Source organism: Streptomyces sp. NPDC043726, assembly GCF_056436565.1.
On the sequence record NZ_JBWKCI010000014.1, the window covers coordinates 20,696 to 36,144 of the forward strand.

Below are 15,449 nucleotides of genomic sequence, written 5' to 3' on the forward strand. Positions count from 1 at the left end.
CATCCGCGGCCCGCGTCACGCGCGCAGGCGCAGACCCCGGGGGGTGGCGATGAAACCCGCTCCTTCCAGGAGGGTGCCGATGGGGGACGTCAGGGCCGAGGTGCCGTTGACGCGCTCCACGGTGACCGTGCCGAGGGAGCCCGCGCGGGCCGCGGCGGCCAGGGCGTCGGCGGCGGACTGGAGGCGGGGGTCCTCGGCGGGGGAGTCGTCGGAGGTGGCGGGCCAGGCGAGCAGGGTCTTGCCGCCGCGTTCCATGTAGAGGGTCAGCTCGCCGTCCACCAGCACCACGAGCGAGCCGGCCTTGCGGCCCGGCTTGTGTCCGGCGCCGGTGGGGGGCTCAGGCCAGGGGAGGGCGGCGCCGTACGCGTTCGCCGGGTCGGCGGCCGCGAGGACCACGGCTCGGGGGTCGGGGGCGGGGCGGTTGTGGCGTCGGTGAGGGGGCGCGGGTGCTGTTGGGGGTGCGGGGAAGTCGCGGGGGGAGATGTACTCGTCGGGCCTGGTGGGGTGGGGCCGGGCCGTCCTGTCGGATCCGGTGTCGAAGGCGCTGCCGAAGTCGCCGTCGAAACCGCTGCCGAAGTCGCCGTCGTGCTGCTCGTCGGTTCCCTCGGGGAAGGGCTGGCCCGCGAAGGCCGTGGTCGGGAAGTCGGTCCTCGGGAAGTCGCTGGCCGGGAAGTCGGTGGCCGAGAACGCGTCGGCCGGGAAGTCGGTGGGCGGGGAGGCCGGTGCCGCCAGGGTCTCGCCCCGGTCGCGGGCGTTCGCCACCGCGCGGAGGCGGTCCACCGCGCCGTCCATCGCGAACTGGGCGGCGCCCAGGCCCTCCACCACATAGCCGCGGCGGGCCTGACCGCTCTCCTCGAACGCTGACAGGATGCGGTACGTCGCCGAGAAGCCGCCCTCGACGCCCTCGGCGGAGACCGCGCCCCGGGTCACCACGCCGTGCCGGTCGAGGAGGGTGCGGGCCAGGGCGTGGGCCCGCACGGTCGGGTCGGGTTCCTGGGCCGGGAGCAGGGACCAGCGGCCGGCGACCGTCGGCGGGCCGGAGCGGGACGCGGGGCGGGCGGCGGCGGTGAGCGAGCCGTAGCGCCCGCGCGGGACGGTGCGCTTGGCGCGGTGGGCCGTGGAGCCGGCGGTGCGGCCCGAGCCCAGCAGGGAGCGCATCGGGGTCAGGGTGTCGTTGGTCAGACGGCCCGACCAGGCCAGTTCCCAGAGGGCGTCGGCGAGTTGGGGGTCGGTGGCGTCGGGGTGGGTCGTGGCGCGGACCTGGTCGGCGATCTGCCGGAAGAACAGGCCGTAGCCCCCGGACAGCGCACCCAGGACGGACTCGTGGAGCGCGGTCAGCTCCAGGGGGTGGGGCGCCGCCAGCAGCAGGGGCGCCGCGTCCGCCATGTACAGGGAGACCCAGCCGTCCTTGCCGGGCAGGGCACCGGCGCCCGCCCACACCACCTCTCCGGCCGCGGTGAGTTCGTCGAGCATCCCGGGCGCGTAATTGGCGACGCGGGACGGCAGGACGAGCTTCTCCAGGGCCGAGGCCGGGACCGACGCCCCCTGCAACTGCTCGATGGCACGCACCAGCCCGTCGAGCCCGCGCAGTCCGTGTCCCTTGCCGATGTGCTGCCACTGGGGGAGGAACTGGGCGAGCGCCGCCGGGGGAACCGGCTCCAGTTCGTGCCGCAGGGCCGCGAGGGAGCGGCGCCTGAGGCGGCGCAGCACCGCCGCGTCGCACCACTCCTGGCCGATCCCGGCCGGGTGGAACTCGCCCTGGACGGCCCTCCCCGCCGCCGCGAGCCGCTGGAGGGCGCCGTCGGTGACCGCCACGCCCAGGCCGAAGCGGGCCGCCGCGGTGACCGAGGTGAACGGGCCGTGGGTGCGGGCGTACCGCGCGAGGAGGTCGCCGAGAGGGTCCTTCACCGGTTCCGTGAAGGCCTCAGGCACGCCGACCGGCAGCGCGGTGCCGAGGGCGTCGCGCAACCGGCCCGCGTCCTCGATCGCCGCCCAGTGGTCGGCGCCGGCGACCCGGACCCGGATGGCGCGGCGGGCGGCCGCCAGCTCCGGGGCCCACTGCGGTTCGGCGCCCCGCTCGGCCAGCTCGGCGTCGGTCAGCGGGCCGAGCAGCCGCAGCAGGTCGGCGACGCCCTCGGCGTCCTTGACGCGGCGGTCCTCGGTGAGCCACTGGAGCTCGCTCTCGAGTTCCGCCAGCACTTCGGCGTCGAGCAGTTCGCGCAGCTCGGCCTGGCCCAGCAGCTCGGCCAGCAGCCGGGAGTCCAGCGAGAGTGCGGCGGCGCGGCGCTCGGCGAGGGGGGAGTCGCCCTCGTACAGGAACTGGGCGACGTAACCGAACAGCAGGGAGCGGGCGAAGGGGGAGGGCTCGGGGGTGGTGACCTCGACCAGGCGGACCTTGCGGGACTCCAGGTCGCCCATCAGCTCGGTGAGCCCGGGGACGTCGAAGACGTCCTGGAGGCATTCGCGGACCGCCTCCAGGACGATCGGGAAGGAACCGAACTCGCTCGCCACCTGGAGCAGTTGCGCCGCCCGCTGGCGCTGCTGCCACAGCGGGGTGCGCTTGCCGGGGTTGCGGCGCGGCAGCAGCAGGGCACGCGCGGCGCACTCCCGGAAGCGGGAGGCGAACAGGGCCGAGCCGCCCACCTGGTCGGTGACGATCTGGTCGACGTCCCCCTTGTCGAAGACGACGTCGGCGGCGCCGACCGGGGCCTGGTCGGCGTCGAACTCGGTGCCGGCCTTCGTGGGCTCCCGGTCGAGCAGGTCCAGGCCCATCAGGTCGGCGTCCGGCAGGCGCAGCACGATGCCGTCGTCGGCGTGCATCACCTGCGCGTCCATGCCGTACCGCTCGGAGAGCTTCGCGCCGAGGGCGAGGGCCCAGGGGGCGTGCACCTGGGCGCCGAAGGGGGAGTGCACGACGACTCGCCAGTCGCCCAGCTCGTCGCGGAAGCGCTCGACGACGATGGTGCGGTCGTCGGGGATGTGGCCGCAGGCCTCGCGCTGTTCGGCCAGGTACGACAGGACGTTGTCCGCGGCCCAGGCGTCCAGCCCCGCGGCGAGGAGGCGCAGCCGGGCGTCCTCCTTGCTGAGCGAGCCGACCTCGCGCAGGAACGCGCCCACCGCGCGCCCCAGTTCGAGCGGGCGGCCCAGTTGGTCGCCCTTCCAGAAGGGGAGCCGGCCGGGGACACCGGGCGCCGGGGAGACCAGGACGCGGTCGCGGGTGATGTCCTCGATGCGCCAGGAGCTGGTGCCGAGCGTGAACACGTCGCCCACGCGGGACTCGTAGACCATCTCCTCGTCGAGCTCGCCGACCCGGCCGCCGCCCTTCTTGGGGTCGGAACCGGCGAGGAACACCCCGAACAGGCCGCGGTCGGGGATGGTGCCGCCGGAGGTGACGGCGAGCCGCTGGGCGCCGGGGCGGCCGGTGATGGTCCCCGCGACGCGGTCCCACACCACGCGCGGGCGCAGTTCGGCGAAGGCGTCCGACGGATAGCGCCCGGCGAGCATGTCGAGGACGGCCGTGAAAGCGGACTCCGGGAGCGAGGCGAAGGGGGCGGCCCGGCGGACCGTCGTGAGGAGGTCGTCGAACTGCCAGGTGTCCATCGAGGTCATGGCGACGAGCTGCTGGGCCAGTACGTCCAGCGGGTTGGCCGGGACCCGCAGCGACTCGATCGAGCCGGTGCGCATCCGCTCGGTCACCACGGCCGCCTGGACCAGGTCGCCGCGGTACTTCGGGAAGACCACGCCGGTGGAGACCGCGCCCACCTGGTGTCCCGCGCGGCCCACGCGCTGCAGCCCGGAGGCCACCGAGGGCGGGGACTCCACCTGGACGACCAGGTCGACCGCGCCCATGTCGATGCCCAGCTCCAGGCTGGAGGTGGCCACCACCGCGGGGAGGCGGCCGGCCTTCAGGTCCTCCTCGACGAGGGCGCGCTGTTCCTTCGAGACCGAGCCGTGGTGCGCTCGGGCGATGACGGGCGGGGCGCCCTGGGCGGCCCCGGAGCCGCCCATGAGCTCGGCGGGGGCGTGGTGCTCGTCCAGGGGTTCGCCGGTGGCCCGCTCGTACGCGATCTCGTTCAGGCGGTTGCACAGCCGCTCCGCCAGGCGGCGGGAGTTGGCGAAGACGATGGTGGAGCGGTGGGACTGGACGAGGTCGGTGATGCGCTCCTCGACATGCGGCCAGATCGACGGCCGCTCCCCGCCCTCGTTGCCCTCGGACACCGGGGAGCCGCCCAGCTCGCCCAGGTCCTCCACCGGGACCACCACCGAGAGGTCGAACTCCTTGCCCGACTCCGGCTGGACGATCTCCACCTTGCGGCGCGGGGACAGATAGCGGGCGACCTCGTCGACCGGGCGGACCGTGGCGGACAGTCCGATACGGCGGGCCGGGCGGGGCAGCAGCTCGTCCAGCCGCTCCAGGGTGAGGGCGAGATGGGCGCCGCGCTTGGTGCCGGCGACCGCGTGCACCTCGTCCAGGATCACCGTCTCGATGCCGGTCAGCGCCTCGCGGGTGGCCGAGGTGAGCATCAGGAACAGCGACTCGGGCGTGGTGATCAGGATGTCCGGCGGGCGGGTGGACAGGGCGCGGCGCTCGGCGGGGGGAGTGTCGCCGGAGCGGATGCCGACCTTGACCTCCGGCTCGGGCAGGCCGAGGCGCACGGACTCCTGGCGGATGCCGGTCAGCGGGCTGCGGAGGTTGCGCTCGACGTCGACCGCGAGGGCCTTGAGCGGCGAGACGTACAGGACCCGGCACCGCTTCTTCGGGTCGGCGGGCGGAGGCGTCGAGGCCAGCTGGTCCAGGGCGGCGAGGAACGCGGCCAGCGTCTTGCCGGAGCCGGTGGGGGCCACCACCAGGACGTCCGAGCCCTCGCCGATGGCCTGCCACGCGCCCGCCTGGGCCGCGGTGGGCGCGGAGAAGGCCCCCGTGAACCAGCCGCGGGTCGCGGGGGAGAAGCCGTCCAGGGCTCGGTGTGCTGAGCTGACCATGCGTCCATCCTGCACCCGGCCACTGACAATCACGCTGACCTGCGCGGACGAGCCCGGCCACGGCGCCGGTCCGGGTGCGGTGAGAATGGGAGCATGGCGGGTTCGAGCGAGCGGGCACGGCACTGGCGGTACCCGGAGCTGCCCGGTGTCGACCTGCTCCGTGCCCGGTACGTCCGCAAGACGTTCGTCCGGCACACCCACGAGAACTTCGTGATCGCCGCCATCGCCGACGGCGTCGAGGTCTTCCACCACCGCGGCTCCGACCAGTACGCGGGCGCCGGAGCCCTGGCGCTGGTCAACCCCGACACCCCGCACACCGGACGGGCGGGGGTGCCGGAGGGCTGGCGGTACGGGGCCGTGTACCCGTCGCCCGAGGTCGTGGCGGAGATCGCGGCCGAGACCACGGCGATCCGCGGCACCCCCGGATTCGTCTCCCCGGTGCTCGATGACCCCTACACCGTCTCCCTCGTCCACCAGGTCCTGCGCGCCGCCGACGAGGGCAACGCCCTGGCCGCCGACACCCTGCTGCGGGTGGCCGTGACCCGGCTGCTGCGGCTCAACGGCGGGGCGCTGCCGCAGCGCGAGGTGCGTACGGCGGGCGCCCGGATCGCGGCACGGGCGCGTGGCGTCCTCCAGGAACGGATGGCCGGGCCGCCGACCCTGGAGAAGCTCGCCGAGGAGCTGGGGACCAGCCCGTTCGCGCTGCTGCGGGCCTTCCGGGACGCCTACGGGATGCCGCCGCACACCTGGCTGACCGACGCCCGGGTACGGCGGGCCCGTGGGCTGCTGGACGCCGGTGTGACGCCGGCCGAGGCCGCCGTCGCCGTGGGCTTCGCCGACCAACCGCATCTGAACCGGCACTTCACCCGGATGGTCGGCGTGCCGCCCGGGGCGTACCAGCGCGAGCGCAAGAACGTACAAGACCCGAAGGGACGGCTCCTCGTACCGTCCGAGGCGTGGCAGACACAACACTCACAGACATACGGGACGGCGAGGGGAAGCCGGACTCCGCCGTCGTACGGGACGGGCTCGGGGTCGGGGTCGCCGTAGGGCTGTCCGGGTTCGCGTTCGGGGTGACCTCGGCCGGCAGCGGGCTCACGCTGTGGCAGACCTGCGCGCTCAGCCTTCTGGTGTTCACCGGGGCGTCCCAGTTCGCGCTCGTGGGGGCGCTGGCCGCGGGCGGCGGGGCGTTCGCCGCGGCTGCCGGGGCCTTCTTCCTCGGGGTGCGCAACGCCTTCTACGGTCTGCGTCTGTCGCAGCTGCTGGCCCTCCCGCGCGCGGTACGGCCGTTCGCCGCGCAGTGGGTCATCGACGAGACGGCCGCGGTGGCGCTGGCCCAGCCGACCCGGCGCGCCGCGCGGATCGGGTTCGTCGTGACGGGGCTCAGCCTGTACGCCCTGTGGAACCTCACGACCCTGGCCGGGGCACTCGGCGCCGAGGTGATCGGGGACACCGACGCGTGGGGCCTCGACGCGGCCGGCCCCGCGGTGTTCCTGGCGCTGCTCGCGCCGATGCTGAAGAGCACCACCGAGCGGGCCGTCGCCGGGGTGGCCGTCGTGCTGGGGCTCGGGCTGCTGCCCGTGCTGCCCGCGGGCGTGCCGGTGCTGGTGGCCGCGCTCGCGGCACCCGCCGTGCTGTGGGCCCAGGGGCGGCGCGGGCCGCGGAAGGAGGACCGATGACCATCTGGATCGCCATCGGGCTGACCGTCCTCGGCTGTTACGCCGTCAAGCTCGCCGGGCTCCTGGTGCCCGCCGGGGTCCTGGAGCGCCCCCTGGTCCGGCGGCTGGCCGCGCTGCTCCCGGTCGCCCTTCTCGCCGCCCTCACGGCCCAGCAGACCTTCGCCGACGGGCGCGCGCTGGTCCTGGACGCCAGGGCTGCCGGCCTCGCGGCGGCCGCCCTGGCGCTGGTACTGCGGGCACCCTTCCTGGTGGTCGTCGCGGCGGCCGTGCTGGTGACGGCGGGGGTGCGGGCGCTGGGCTGACGGTGAAGGGCGCGCTGGTGTTCGGTCACCCGATGGCCCGGCCGTACGCCCTCAGGATGCGCAGGGCGCCGATCGTCACCATGGGGCGGGCCTCCAAGGCGGGAGCCGGGGACCAGTTCCGCCGGCGGACGGGCCAGCCGCCGTCCCGCTGTTGTCCGGCGGCCAGGAAGTCCAGCGAGCGGGCCATCTCGGCGTCGGTGAACCACGGGCGTGCCAGGGAACTCGGCGTGCGCGCGTAGTCGTGCGGGAAGTGGTGCTCGGTGGGGGCGTACCCGGGCGCGACCGGGAAGGCGTCGAGGTCGTCCGGGTCCAGGGCCACGAGCCGGTGTGCGCGCACCAGACGGCCGAGCCGGTCCGCGGCCGCCTCCGCGCGCGGGCGGTCGGGCGCGGAGTCCAGGAAGGCGACGGCCGCCTCGATCTCGTACGGATGGGACTTCTCCAGCGAGTCGACCGCCTGCCAGCAGAAGTCCGTGGCCCTGAACAGCCAGGCGTGCCACACCTCGTTGCGGTGCAGCAATCCCACCACCGGGCCGGTGGCCAGCAGCTCGCTCGGCGGGTCGTCCAGCACCGGGACGAAGGGTGCCGCCGGGTAGCCGCGCTGGCTGGGACGGACCGCCGGAAGCGCGCCGTCCGCGGTGGAGACCGAGGTCAGATAGCGGCACACCCGTTCCACCCGCTGCCCGCCGCAGCGGCCGATGGCGTCCAGCACACGCAGCGCGTGCGCGGTGTGCAGCGGCTGGCTGACCGGACCGCGCAGATCCGGCTCCAGCGCGTGGCCGTAGCCGCCGTCGTCGTTGCGGTAGGCGTCCAGCGCGGTCTCCACCGGGTCGGCGCCGCCGTGCAGGAAGTCGTACGCGAAGAGGCGCTGTTCCAGTACGCGCGCGGTGAGCCACACGAACTGCTCGGCGCGGAAGAGCGGGGAGTGCGCCGGGGGCGTCGGGGGGAGTGGGGAAGCTCCGGTTTCGGCCATGCGTCAGACCGTAGGCCGGAAAGCGGTCTCGGCGAGGGGTCCCGGCTCGGGCCCACCCTCAGGGGCGGGATACTGACGTCATGAGGTTGACGGTCTTCTGGGAGCGGATGGCGGAGCACTTCGGTACGGCGGGATACGCCGACACCTTCGCGCGCGATCACGTGATGTCGGAGCTCGGCGGTCGCACCGTGCACGAGGCGCTGGACGCCGGCTGGGAGGCCAAGGACGTGTGGCGGGTCGTTTGCCGGGTCATGAACGTGCCACAGGAACAGCGCTGACCGGTCACGAAGATCGCCGGACGGCATCCGATTGTCGGTGGCGTGGGCGAGACTTGCTCCGTGGCACCCACTGACGACACCGGGCAGCTCGCCCAGCACGACTCTCCGTTCGGCACGACGCCCCCGACCAGGCCCCCGGCCGACGGCGGCGGCGCGCGGTCGGACGCCCGCATGCCGCCCTGGCTGCCGCGCGCCATGGTGCTCGCTCTGGCGCTCTTCGGCGCGTTCCAGCTCGGCAGCTGGGCCTTCCATCAGCTCACCGGGCTGCTGATCAACATCCTGATCGCGTTCTTCCTGGCGCTGGCGATAGAGCCCGCGGTGAGCTGGATGGCCGCCCGAGGGATGCGCAGGGGGCTCGCCACCGCGGTGGTCTTCCTTGCCGTGATCGTCATCGCCGCCGGTTTCGTCACCCTGCTCGGCTCGATGCTCGCGGGCCAGATCATCAAGATCGTCGAGGATTTCCCGCAGTACCTCGACTCGGTCATCAACTGGGTCAACACCCACTTCCACACCGATCTGAAGCGGGTGGACATCCAGGAGGGGCTCCTGCGCTCCGACTGGCTGCGCGACTACGTGCAGAACAGCGCGACCGGCGTGCTCGACGTCTCCGCGCGGGTCGTCGGCGGTCTCTTCCAGCTGCTCATGATCACGCTGTTCTCGTTCTACTTCGCCGCGGACGGCCCGCGACTGCGCCGCTCCCTGTGCTCCGTCCTGCCGCCCGCGAAGCAGGCCGAGGTGCTGCGCGCGTGGGAGATCGCGGTGAACAAGACCGGCGGCTATCTGTACTCGCGCGGTCTGATGGCGCTGATCTCCGGGATAGCCCACTACGTTCTCCTGGAGTGGCTGGACGTGCCGTACGCGCCCGTGCTCGCCGTCTGGGTGGGCCTGGTCTCGCAGTTCATCCCCACCATCGGCACCTATCTCGCGGGCGCCCTGCCCATGCTGATCGCGTTCACCGTCGATCCCTGGTACGCGCTCTGGGTGCTGATCTTCGTCGTGATCTACCAGCAGTTCGAGAACTACGTGCTCCAGCCCAAGCTGACCGCGAAGACCGTCGACGTGCACCCCGCGGTCGCCTTCGGCTCGGTCATCGCGGGAACCGCGCTCCTCGGCGCGGTGGGCGCGCTGATCGCCATCCCCGTGGTCGCCACCTTGCAGGCGTTCCTGGGGGCGTACGTGAAGCGCTACGACGTCACCGACGACCCCCGGGTCCACGGGCACCGGCGGCATCCCGGGGCCGGTCTGCTCACGCGCGCGCGGCGGCTGTTCGCCCCGCGCGAGGACGCCTCCGGACCCTCGAAGCCCGGACCTTCCAAGCCCGGACCGTCGGAGTCGGACGAGGAGGGCTGAGCCTCAGCGCAGGTCGAGCCGCATCAGGATCCGGGGGTGGCCGGCGAGGACCGAGGTCGTGTCGGCGACATGGACGAACCCGGCGCGCTCGAAGTTCTTCCGGAGCCCGGCGTACGCCATGGTCAGGTCGACCTTGGCGGCGCCGTTGTCGAGGGGGTAGGCCTCCACCACCGGGGCGCCGTGGGCGCGGGCGAACTCCACCGCGCCCGCGATGAGGGCGTGCGAGATCCCCTGTTTGCGGTGGCCGGGGCGGACCCGGACGCACCACAGCGACCAGACCGGCAGATCGTCGACGTGCGGGATCTTGCGGTTGCGGGCGAAGGAGGTTTCCGCGCGTGGGGCCACGGCGGCCCAGCCGACCGGTTCGTCGCCGTCGTAGGCGATCACCCCGGGAGGCGGCTCCGCGCGGCACAGCTCGGCGACGTACTCGCCGCGGTCCGGGCCGCGGAGCTCGTTGTTGAGCTTGGACCCGATCCGGTAGCTCAGACACCAGCAGACGTTCGCCGTGGGCGACTTCGGGCCGAGCACGGCCCGTACGTCCTCGAAGACCGATGCCGGGCGAACCTCGATGGTCATGTCTGCACGATAGACGCCGGTGGTCCCGCGATGCCGACGATGTTCCCGCCCACGGTCCGGACGTCGGCCGTCCAGCCCCGTGCCGTGAGGTCGTCCGTGAGCGTCCGGGCGTCGTGGAACACCTTGACCACCCGGTACGAGCTGCCGTCCTCGAGCCGGCGCAGCACCGTGGGAACGGGCCCCTCGCCGACGCCTTCCTCGCCCTCGGCAGCCGCGGGGCCGTCGTCCACGAACACCGCCCTGCCGCCCGGCGCGAGCATGGCGGCGACGGCGTTCCAGAAGCCGGGCAGCCGCGCCGGCGGGACATGGGAGAGCCAGAAGGCGAAGAACACCGTGTCGTGGGGGCGCGACGGCCGCCACCGGAACACGTCGGCCCGGTGGAACCGGACGTGGGGGAAGGGAGCACGCGCGCGGGCGAGCTCCAGCACCTCCGCGGACACGTCGACGGCGGTCACGGAACGCGCCCGCGCGGCGAGCCTCGGGGTCCATTGACCGGTTCCGCAGGCCAGCTCCAGGACGTCACCGCCGATCGGGAGCCCGTCGACCAGGTCGAGCAACCGCCGCAGCTCCGGGCGGCGTGTGTAGGGCCGGTCGTACTCGGCGGCTCCCGCGCGGTAGTAGGCGATCTGCTCGGTCAGGAGGGCGTCTTCGTCACTGCTCATGAACCGAGGGTCGGGGCTGCCCCAGAGGCAGGGTCAACCCGTCGGGACGACCGCGTGGTGCGCTTGACACGAAAATCGAACATCCATTCTTATGGAATCTCCGGCGGGGCTCTCGGCGGGTGTTTTGCCATGGTTTCGGTGGGAAGGCGCCTGAGTTATCCACAGGCCGGACAGGCGTCGGGGCGCATTGTCAGTGGCAGGCGTTAGCGTCTTTGACGTGAAGCGATCGACTCAAGCAAATCGGGTGGAACCCATGGCAGGAACCGACCGCGAGAAGGCCCTGGATGCCGCACTCGCACAGATTGAACGGCAATTCGGCAAGGGCGCGGTCATGCGCATGGGCGAGCGGTCGATGGAGCCCATCGAGGTCATCCCGACCGGGTCGACCGCGCTCGACGTGGCGCTCGGCGTCGGCGGTCTGCCGCGCGGCCGTGTCGTCGAGATCTACGGACCGGAATCCTCCGGTAAGACGACCCTGACCCTGCACGCGGTGGCGAACGCCCAGAAGGCCGGCGGCCAGGTGGCCTTCGTGGACGCGGAGCACGCCCTCGACCCCGAGTACGCCAAGAAGCTCGGCGTCGACATCGACAACCTGATCCTCTCCCAGCCGGACAACGGCGAGCAGGCCCTGGAGATCGTGGACATGCTGGTCCGCTCCGGCGCCCTCGACCTCATCGTCATCGACTCCGTCGCGGCGCTCGTCCCGCGCGCGGAGATCGAGGGCGAGATGGGCGACAGCCACGTCGGTCTGCAGGCCCGGCTCATGAGCCAGGCGCTGCGGAAGATCACCAGCGCGCTCAACCAGTCGAAGACCACCGCGATCTTCATCAACCAGCTGCGCGAGAAGATCGGCGTGATGTTCGGCTCCCCGGAGACCACGACCGGTGGCCGGGCGCTGAAGTTCTACGCCTCGGTGCGTATCGACATCCGTCGCATCGAGACGCTGAAGGACGGCACCGAGGCGGTCGGCAACCGCACCCGCTGCAAGGTCGTCAAGAACAAGGTCGCGCCGCCCTTCAAGCAGGCCGAGTTCGACATCCTCTACGGCCAGGGCATCTCCCGTGAGGGCGGCCTGATCGACATGGGCGTGGAGCACGGCTTCGTCCGCAAGGCCGGCGCCTGGTACACGTACGAGGGCGACCAGCTCGGCCAGGGCAAGGAGAACGCGCGCAACTTCCTGAAGGACAACCCCGACCTGGCCAACGAGATCGAGAAGAAGATCAAGGAGAAGCTGGGCGTAGGCGTGCGTCCGGAGAAGCCGGCCGCCGAGCCCGGCGCGGACGCCGCGGGTTCCCCCGCCGCGGACGACGCCGCGAAGTCGGTGCCCGCCCCGGCCGCGGCCAAGGCCGCCAAGACCAAGGCCGCCGCCGCCAAGAGCTGACCCGTGACACGACGAACCGACTGGGCCGAGTACGCCTGTCCGGACCCGCTGGGAGAGCGGGACGGAAGGGGCGTCGGGGGCCCTGAGGGGACGAGCGGTGCCGAGTACGGCGAGGGCGGCGCGCTGGGCGCGGACGGGTCCTACGGCGGTGACGGGCCTGCCGGGCCATACAGCGGCGACGGTTCGTTCGGCGGTGACGGGCCGTACGGCGGTGACGGGCCGTACGGCGAAGGGCTCGCCGGTGGTTCGCGTCGGAGGGCCGGCGGGGCTCGTGGCGCGGGCGGCGCCCGGGGGCGTCGTCGGCGCGGTCGCGAAGAGCCGTCCGGTGAGGGCGGAGGCGCCTCCGACTCGTCGAGGGCCGAGGAGGGGGAGCCCCTGGGGGACCCGGTGGAGCGGGCACGGGCGATCTGCCTGCGCCTGCTCACCGGGACTCCGCGTACGCGCAAACAGCTCGCGGACGCCCTGCGCAAGCGGGAGATCCCGGACGAGGCCGCGGAGGAGGTGCTGTCGCGGTTCGAGGAGGTCGGGCTGATCAACGACAGCGCGTTCGCGGACGCCTGGGTGGAGTCCCGGCACCACGGCCGAGGGCTCGCCCGGCGGGCGCTCGCCCAGGAGCTGCGGACCAAGGGGGTCGACTCCTCGTTGATCGACGCGGCCGTCGGGCAGCTGGACTCCGAGCAGGAGGAGGCGACCGCGCGCGAACTCGTCGACCGCAAGCTCCGGTCCACCCGGGGCCTCGACCGCGACAAGCGCCTGCGCCGCCTCGCCGGGATGCTCGCCCGCAAGGGGTATCCCGAGGGCATGGCGTTGCGGGTGGTCCGGCAGGCGCTGGAGGCGGAGGGGGAGGACGCGGACTTCCTGGACGGCGAGGGGTACTGACGCGGCACGCGGGGCATCCCGCCGCGTGCCCAGGCACGGTGGTCGTGTGCACCGCGGTCGCCGTGTGCACGAACCGCAGTCTTACCTTGCGTCCCTGGCGGGGTCGAGCGGGCTCCGGGTGGCTGTACCGTCTGCCGTCGTCGCGCGGACGTTCGAGTCGATGTCGGTTCCCCGGTGAGCCACGGCCGGCTTCAAGTCTGTGGCCCCACCGACGAGTTGACCCTGACGACTCCCGCACGGGCCCGTCTCCCGTGCGCTGCGAAAGGCAGCCCGCCATGCCTTGTTCCGTCCGCCGTCCTGCCCTGCTCCTGGCCGGCGCCCTGATCCTCAGCGGCTGTGGGATTCTGCGGCCGGAGGCCACGGACCCGGGGGACGGTCCCCTCTCCCTCGGGTTCGTCAACGGCGGCACCTCGCCGTTCCACACCTGTCTGGAGGCGGCCGTCGACGACACGGCCCGGAACAACCTCGCCGAGATGCACATCGCCAACTCCCGTCAGGACGCGGCGACCGAGCTGGCCAACATCGAGGACATGATCGCCCGCGAGGTGGACGCGATCATCGTGCAGACCGTGGACGTCGACGCGCTCCGCGACGACATCGCCAAGGCGAAGAGCGCCGGTGTTCCCGTCTTCCTCACCTCCGTCGTCCCCGAGGACACCTCGGACGTCCTCGGCGCGGTCGTCGTCGACCTCGAGCACGTCGGCCGGCTCGACGCCGGCTGGATCGAGAAGGACGCCGCCGGGAAGAACGTGCAGGTCGGCATCGTCGCGGGGGCGCCCGGGGCCGCCTCGGACCTGCTGGTCGGCGGCTTCGAGTCCGCGCTGCCCGCCCAGGCGGAGGTCGTCGCGAAGGAGCCGGGCATGTTCGATCCCGAGAAGGCCGCTGAGGTGGCCGAGGGGATGATCCGCGACCACCCCGGCCTCGACTACGCCTTCGTCGCCAACGAGGAGATGGCCTTCGCCGTCCGTGAGGCCTTCGACACGGCCGGCGCCGAGGCCGTCAGGATCGTCACGGTCAACGGCACCGACGAGGGGCTTGCCGCCCTCAAGGACGGCCGTTTCGCGGCGACCGTCGCCAACTCGGCCGCCGACACCGGAGAGTTGGCGGTGACGAACGCCATCGCGCTGCTCCGTGGCTGGGACGCCGACCGGATCGCCCACACCCCCGTCCGTCTGGTGACCAGACACAACGCGGACATGGCCCCGCTCTACTGCCCACCGAACGCGGGGTGACGGGCGCCCGGCGAGCGGCGAGCGGGGCCCGGCGACCGGGGCCCGGCGCTCGGCGACCGGCAACCGGGGCGCGGGGCCGCGCGATGACCTGCGTGACTGTCACCCCGGCCCCGCCGTGAGCCTCCGCCCTGCCGTCAGCGCCCGCCCCGCCGTGAGCCTCCGCCCCGCCGTCAGCCCTCGCCCCGCCGTCAGCCCCCGCCCCCCACCACCGGCAACCCCGCCTCCCGCCAGGCCTGGAAGCCGCCCGTCAGGTCGGTTGCCCGGTGCAGGCCCAGGCGGTGCAGGGACTCGGCCGCGAGGCTGGAGGCGTAGCCCTCGTTGCAGAACACCACCACCCGCAGGTCATGGCTGCCGGCCTCCGGAACCCGGTGGCTGCCCCGCGGATCGAGCCGCCACTCCAGTTCGTTCCGCTCGATCACCAGCGCCCCGGGGATCACCCCGTCCCGCTCGCGCAGGGCCGCGTACCGGATGTCCACCAGCAGCGCCTCGCCGGACTGGGCGGCGGTGTAGGCCTCGTGCGGCCCGACGCGTACGTAGGTCGCGCGTACCCGCTCCAGCAACTCGTCGATGCCGAGGGACCGTTCACCCGTGCCGCTCACTGCCAGTCCTCCGGTCGCTCCACCTGCTCCAGGCGCAGAACGGGCCCGCTGCGGCTGTAGCGGCGGATGCGGGGCAGCGGTGGATAGTAGGCGTGCACGGAGATTGCGTGCCGGTCGGGGGAGTCGTTGAGGACCTCGTGGACGTGGTGGTGGCCGAAGGAGCGGCCCTTGCCGGCCGGCAGCCTGCGCTCGCGGTCGACGTCCTCGCTGAGTTCCAGGGTCTTCCAGCCGTCCGTGGGCAGCCGCGCCGCGAGCGAGTTCTCCCTGAGCTCACCGGCCGCCGTCAGGAACGCGCCGACCGAGTCCGCGTGGTCGTGCCAGCCCGTGCCCGAACCGGGCGGCCAGCCGATCAGCCAGGCCTCGCTTCCGGCGGGCCCCTCCAGACGCACCCAGGTGCGCCCCTCGGGGTCGAGCGGAAGCGAGGCGATCAACTCGGCGTCGGCGGCGGTCCGCCGTACGAAGTCGAGGAGGTCCGCCTGCGTCGGGCCCACGGAGGCGGGAGCGGGAGCGGATGCGGATGCGGATGCGGATGCGGCAAAGGATGAAGCGGAAGGGGAG

General features: G+C 73.2%; 14 protein-coding genes. 8 read left to right on the forward strand and 6 right to left on the reverse strand.

What is annotated here, in order from left to right:
* Positions 1–15 precede the first annotated feature (15 nt).
* Positions 16–4,983: an ATP-dependent helicase gene (locus AC068Z_RS33720; protein ID WP_478564417.1), complete on the reverse strand. Its 4,968-nt coding sequence runs from the start codon at positions 4,981–4,983 to the stop codon at positions 16–18.
* 93 nt (positions 4,984–5,076) lie between these two features.
* On the opposite strand from AC068Z_RS33720, the gene AC068Z_RS33725 reads away from it, so the two are divergent.
* The 3 genes from AC068Z_RS33725 to AC068Z_RS33735 are packed head-to-tail and all read left to right on the forward strand — an operon-like array spanning position 5,077 to position 6,964.
* Positions 5,077–6,033, forward strand: coding sequence for an AraC family transcriptional regulator (locus AC068Z_RS33725; RefSeq protein ID WP_478564420.1), 957 nt, complete (start codon positions 5,077–5,079; stop codon positions 6,031–6,033).
* Positions 5,940–6,662: an AzlC family ABC transporter permease gene (locus AC068Z_RS33730; RefSeq protein WP_478564423.1), complete on the forward strand. Its 723-nt coding sequence runs from the start codon at positions 5,940–5,942 to the stop codon at positions 6,660–6,662. The genes AC068Z_RS33725 and AC068Z_RS33730 overlap by 94 nt, the downstream gene beginning before the upstream one ends.
* Positions 6,659–6,964 (forward strand): AzlD domain-containing protein, encoded by a 306-nt coding sequence (locus AC068Z_RS33735; RefSeq protein WP_478564426.1) that lies wholly within the window; start codon positions 6,659–6,661, stop codon positions 6,962–6,964. The genes AC068Z_RS33730 and AC068Z_RS33735 overlap by 4 nt, the downstream gene beginning before the upstream one ends.
* A 25-nt stretch (positions 6,965–6,989) precedes the next feature.
* Here AC068Z_RS33735 and AC068Z_RS33740 read toward each other — a convergent pair whose 3' ends face one another.
* Positions 6,990–7,934, reverse strand: a complete 945-nt coding sequence (locus AC068Z_RS33740) for a hypothetical protein (protein ID WP_478564429.1) — start codon at positions 7,932–7,934, stop codon at positions 6,990–6,992.
* An 80-nt stretch (positions 7,935–8,014) separates the two neighbouring features.
* Here AC068Z_RS33740 and AC068Z_RS33745 point away from each other — a divergent pair, with 80 nt between their 5' ends.
* Entirely contained in the window at positions 8,015–8,212 is a 198-nt protein-coding gene (locus AC068Z_RS33745; protein WP_478564432.1) for a DUF3046 domain-containing protein, read from the forward strand.
* A gap of 60 nt (positions 8,213–8,272) precedes the next feature.
* Positions 8,273–9,562 carry an AI-2E family transporter gene (locus AC068Z_RS33750; RefSeq protein WP_478564435.1) on the forward strand — a complete coding sequence of 430 codons (1,290 nt, stop codon included), beginning with the start codon at positions 8,273–8,275 and terminating at the stop codon, positions 9,560–9,562.
* A gap of 3 nt (positions 9,563–9,565) precedes the next feature.
* Here the strand turns inward: AC068Z_RS33750 and AC068Z_RS33755 are convergent, their stop codons facing one another.
* Together AC068Z_RS33755 and AC068Z_RS33760 are read right to left on the reverse strand one after the other, a co-directional pair.
* Positions 9,566–10,138: a GNAT family N-acetyltransferase gene (locus AC068Z_RS33755; protein WP_478564438.1), complete on the reverse strand. Its 573-nt coding sequence runs from the start codon at positions 10,136–10,138 to the stop codon at positions 9,566–9,568.
* Positions 10,135–10,800: a class I SAM-dependent methyltransferase gene (locus AC068Z_RS33760; protein WP_478564441.1), complete on the reverse strand. Its 666-nt coding sequence runs from the start codon at positions 10,798–10,800 to the stop codon at positions 10,135–10,137. Before AC068Z_RS33760 ends, AC068Z_RS33755 begins: the two co-directional genes overlap by 4 nt.
* Positions 10,801–11,053: 253 nt before the next feature.
* Here AC068Z_RS33760 and recA point away from each other — a divergent pair, with 253 nt between their 5' ends.
* From recA to AC068Z_RS33775, 3 genes are all read left to right on the forward strand, one after another.
* The gene (recA, locus tag AC068Z_RS33765) at positions 11,054–12,181 is read left to right on the forward strand and encodes a recombinase RecA (protein WP_478564444.1); all 1,128 of its coding nucleotides are present in this window, start codon (positions 11,054–11,056) and stop codon (positions 12,179–12,181) included.
* Between the two features lie 3 nt (positions 12,182–12,184).
* The gene (gene recX / locus AC068Z_RS33770) at positions 12,185–13,060 is read left to right on the forward strand and encodes a recombination regulator RecX (protein WP_478564447.1); all 876 of its coding nucleotides are present in this window, start codon (positions 12,185–12,187) and stop codon (positions 13,058–13,060) included.
* Between the two features lie 275 nt (positions 13,061–13,335).
* Positions 13,336–14,292 (forward strand): sugar ABC transporter substrate-binding protein, encoded by a 957-nt coding sequence (locus AC068Z_RS33775; RefSeq protein ID WP_478564450.1) that lies wholly within the window; start codon positions 13,336–13,338, stop codon positions 14,290–14,292.
* Positions 14,293–14,480: 188 nt separating this feature from the next.
* Here the strand turns inward: AC068Z_RS33775 and AC068Z_RS33780 are convergent, their stop codons facing one another.
* Both AC068Z_RS33780 and AC068Z_RS33785 read right to left on the reverse strand, forming a co-directional pair.
* A complete protein-coding gene (locus AC068Z_RS33780) occupies positions 14,481–14,891 on the reverse strand; it encodes a rhodanese-like domain-containing protein (protein ID WP_478564453.1) in 411 nt (136 codons plus the stop codon).
* Positions 14,888–15,382, reverse strand: coding sequence for a cupin domain-containing protein (locus tag AC068Z_RS33785; RefSeq protein ID WP_478564456.1), 495 nt, complete (start codon positions 15,380–15,382; stop codon positions 14,888–14,890). The genes AC068Z_RS33780 and AC068Z_RS33785 overlap by 4 nt, the downstream gene beginning before the upstream one ends.
* Positions 15,383–15,449: the final 67 nt, after the last annotated feature.

Excerpts from the sequence above, each read along its gene's own strand:
- AC068Z_RS33720 (WP_478564417.1), bottom strand. The coding sequence starts at position 4,983 with ATGGTCAGCTCAGCACACCGAGCCCTGGACGGCTTCTCCCCCGCGACC.
- AC068Z_RS33725 (WP_478564420.1), top strand. The coding sequence starts at position 5,077 with ATGGCGGGTTCGAGCGAGCGGGCACGGCACTGGCGGTACCCGGAGCTG.
- AC068Z_RS33735 (WP_478564426.1), top strand. The coding sequence starts at position 6,659 with ATGACCATCTGGATCGCCATCGGGCTGACCGTCCTCGGCTGTTACGCC.
- AC068Z_RS33740 (WP_478564429.1), bottom strand. The coding sequence starts at position 7,934 with ATGGCCGAAACCGGAGCTTCCCCACTCCCCCCGACGCCCCCGGCGCAC.
- AC068Z_RS33745 (WP_478564432.1), top strand. The coding sequence starts at position 8,015 with ATGAGGTTGACGGTCTTCTGGGAGCGGATGGCGGAGCACTTCGGTACG.
- AC068Z_RS33755 (WP_478564438.1), bottom strand. The coding sequence starts at position 10,138 with ATGACCATCGAGGTTCGCCCGGCATCGGTCTTCGAGGACGTACGGGCC.
- AC068Z_RS33760 (WP_478564441.1), bottom strand. The coding sequence starts at position 10,800 with ATGAGCAGTGACGAAGACGCCCTCCTGACCGAGCAGATCGCCTACTAC.
- recA (WP_478564444.1), top strand. The coding sequence starts at position 11,054 with ATGGCAGGAACCGACCGCGAGAAGGCCCTGGATGCCGCACTCGCACAG.
- AC068Z_RS33775 (WP_478564450.1), top strand. The coding sequence starts at position 13,336 with ATGCCTTGTTCCGTCCGCCGTCCTGCCCTGCTCCTGGCCGGCGCCCTG.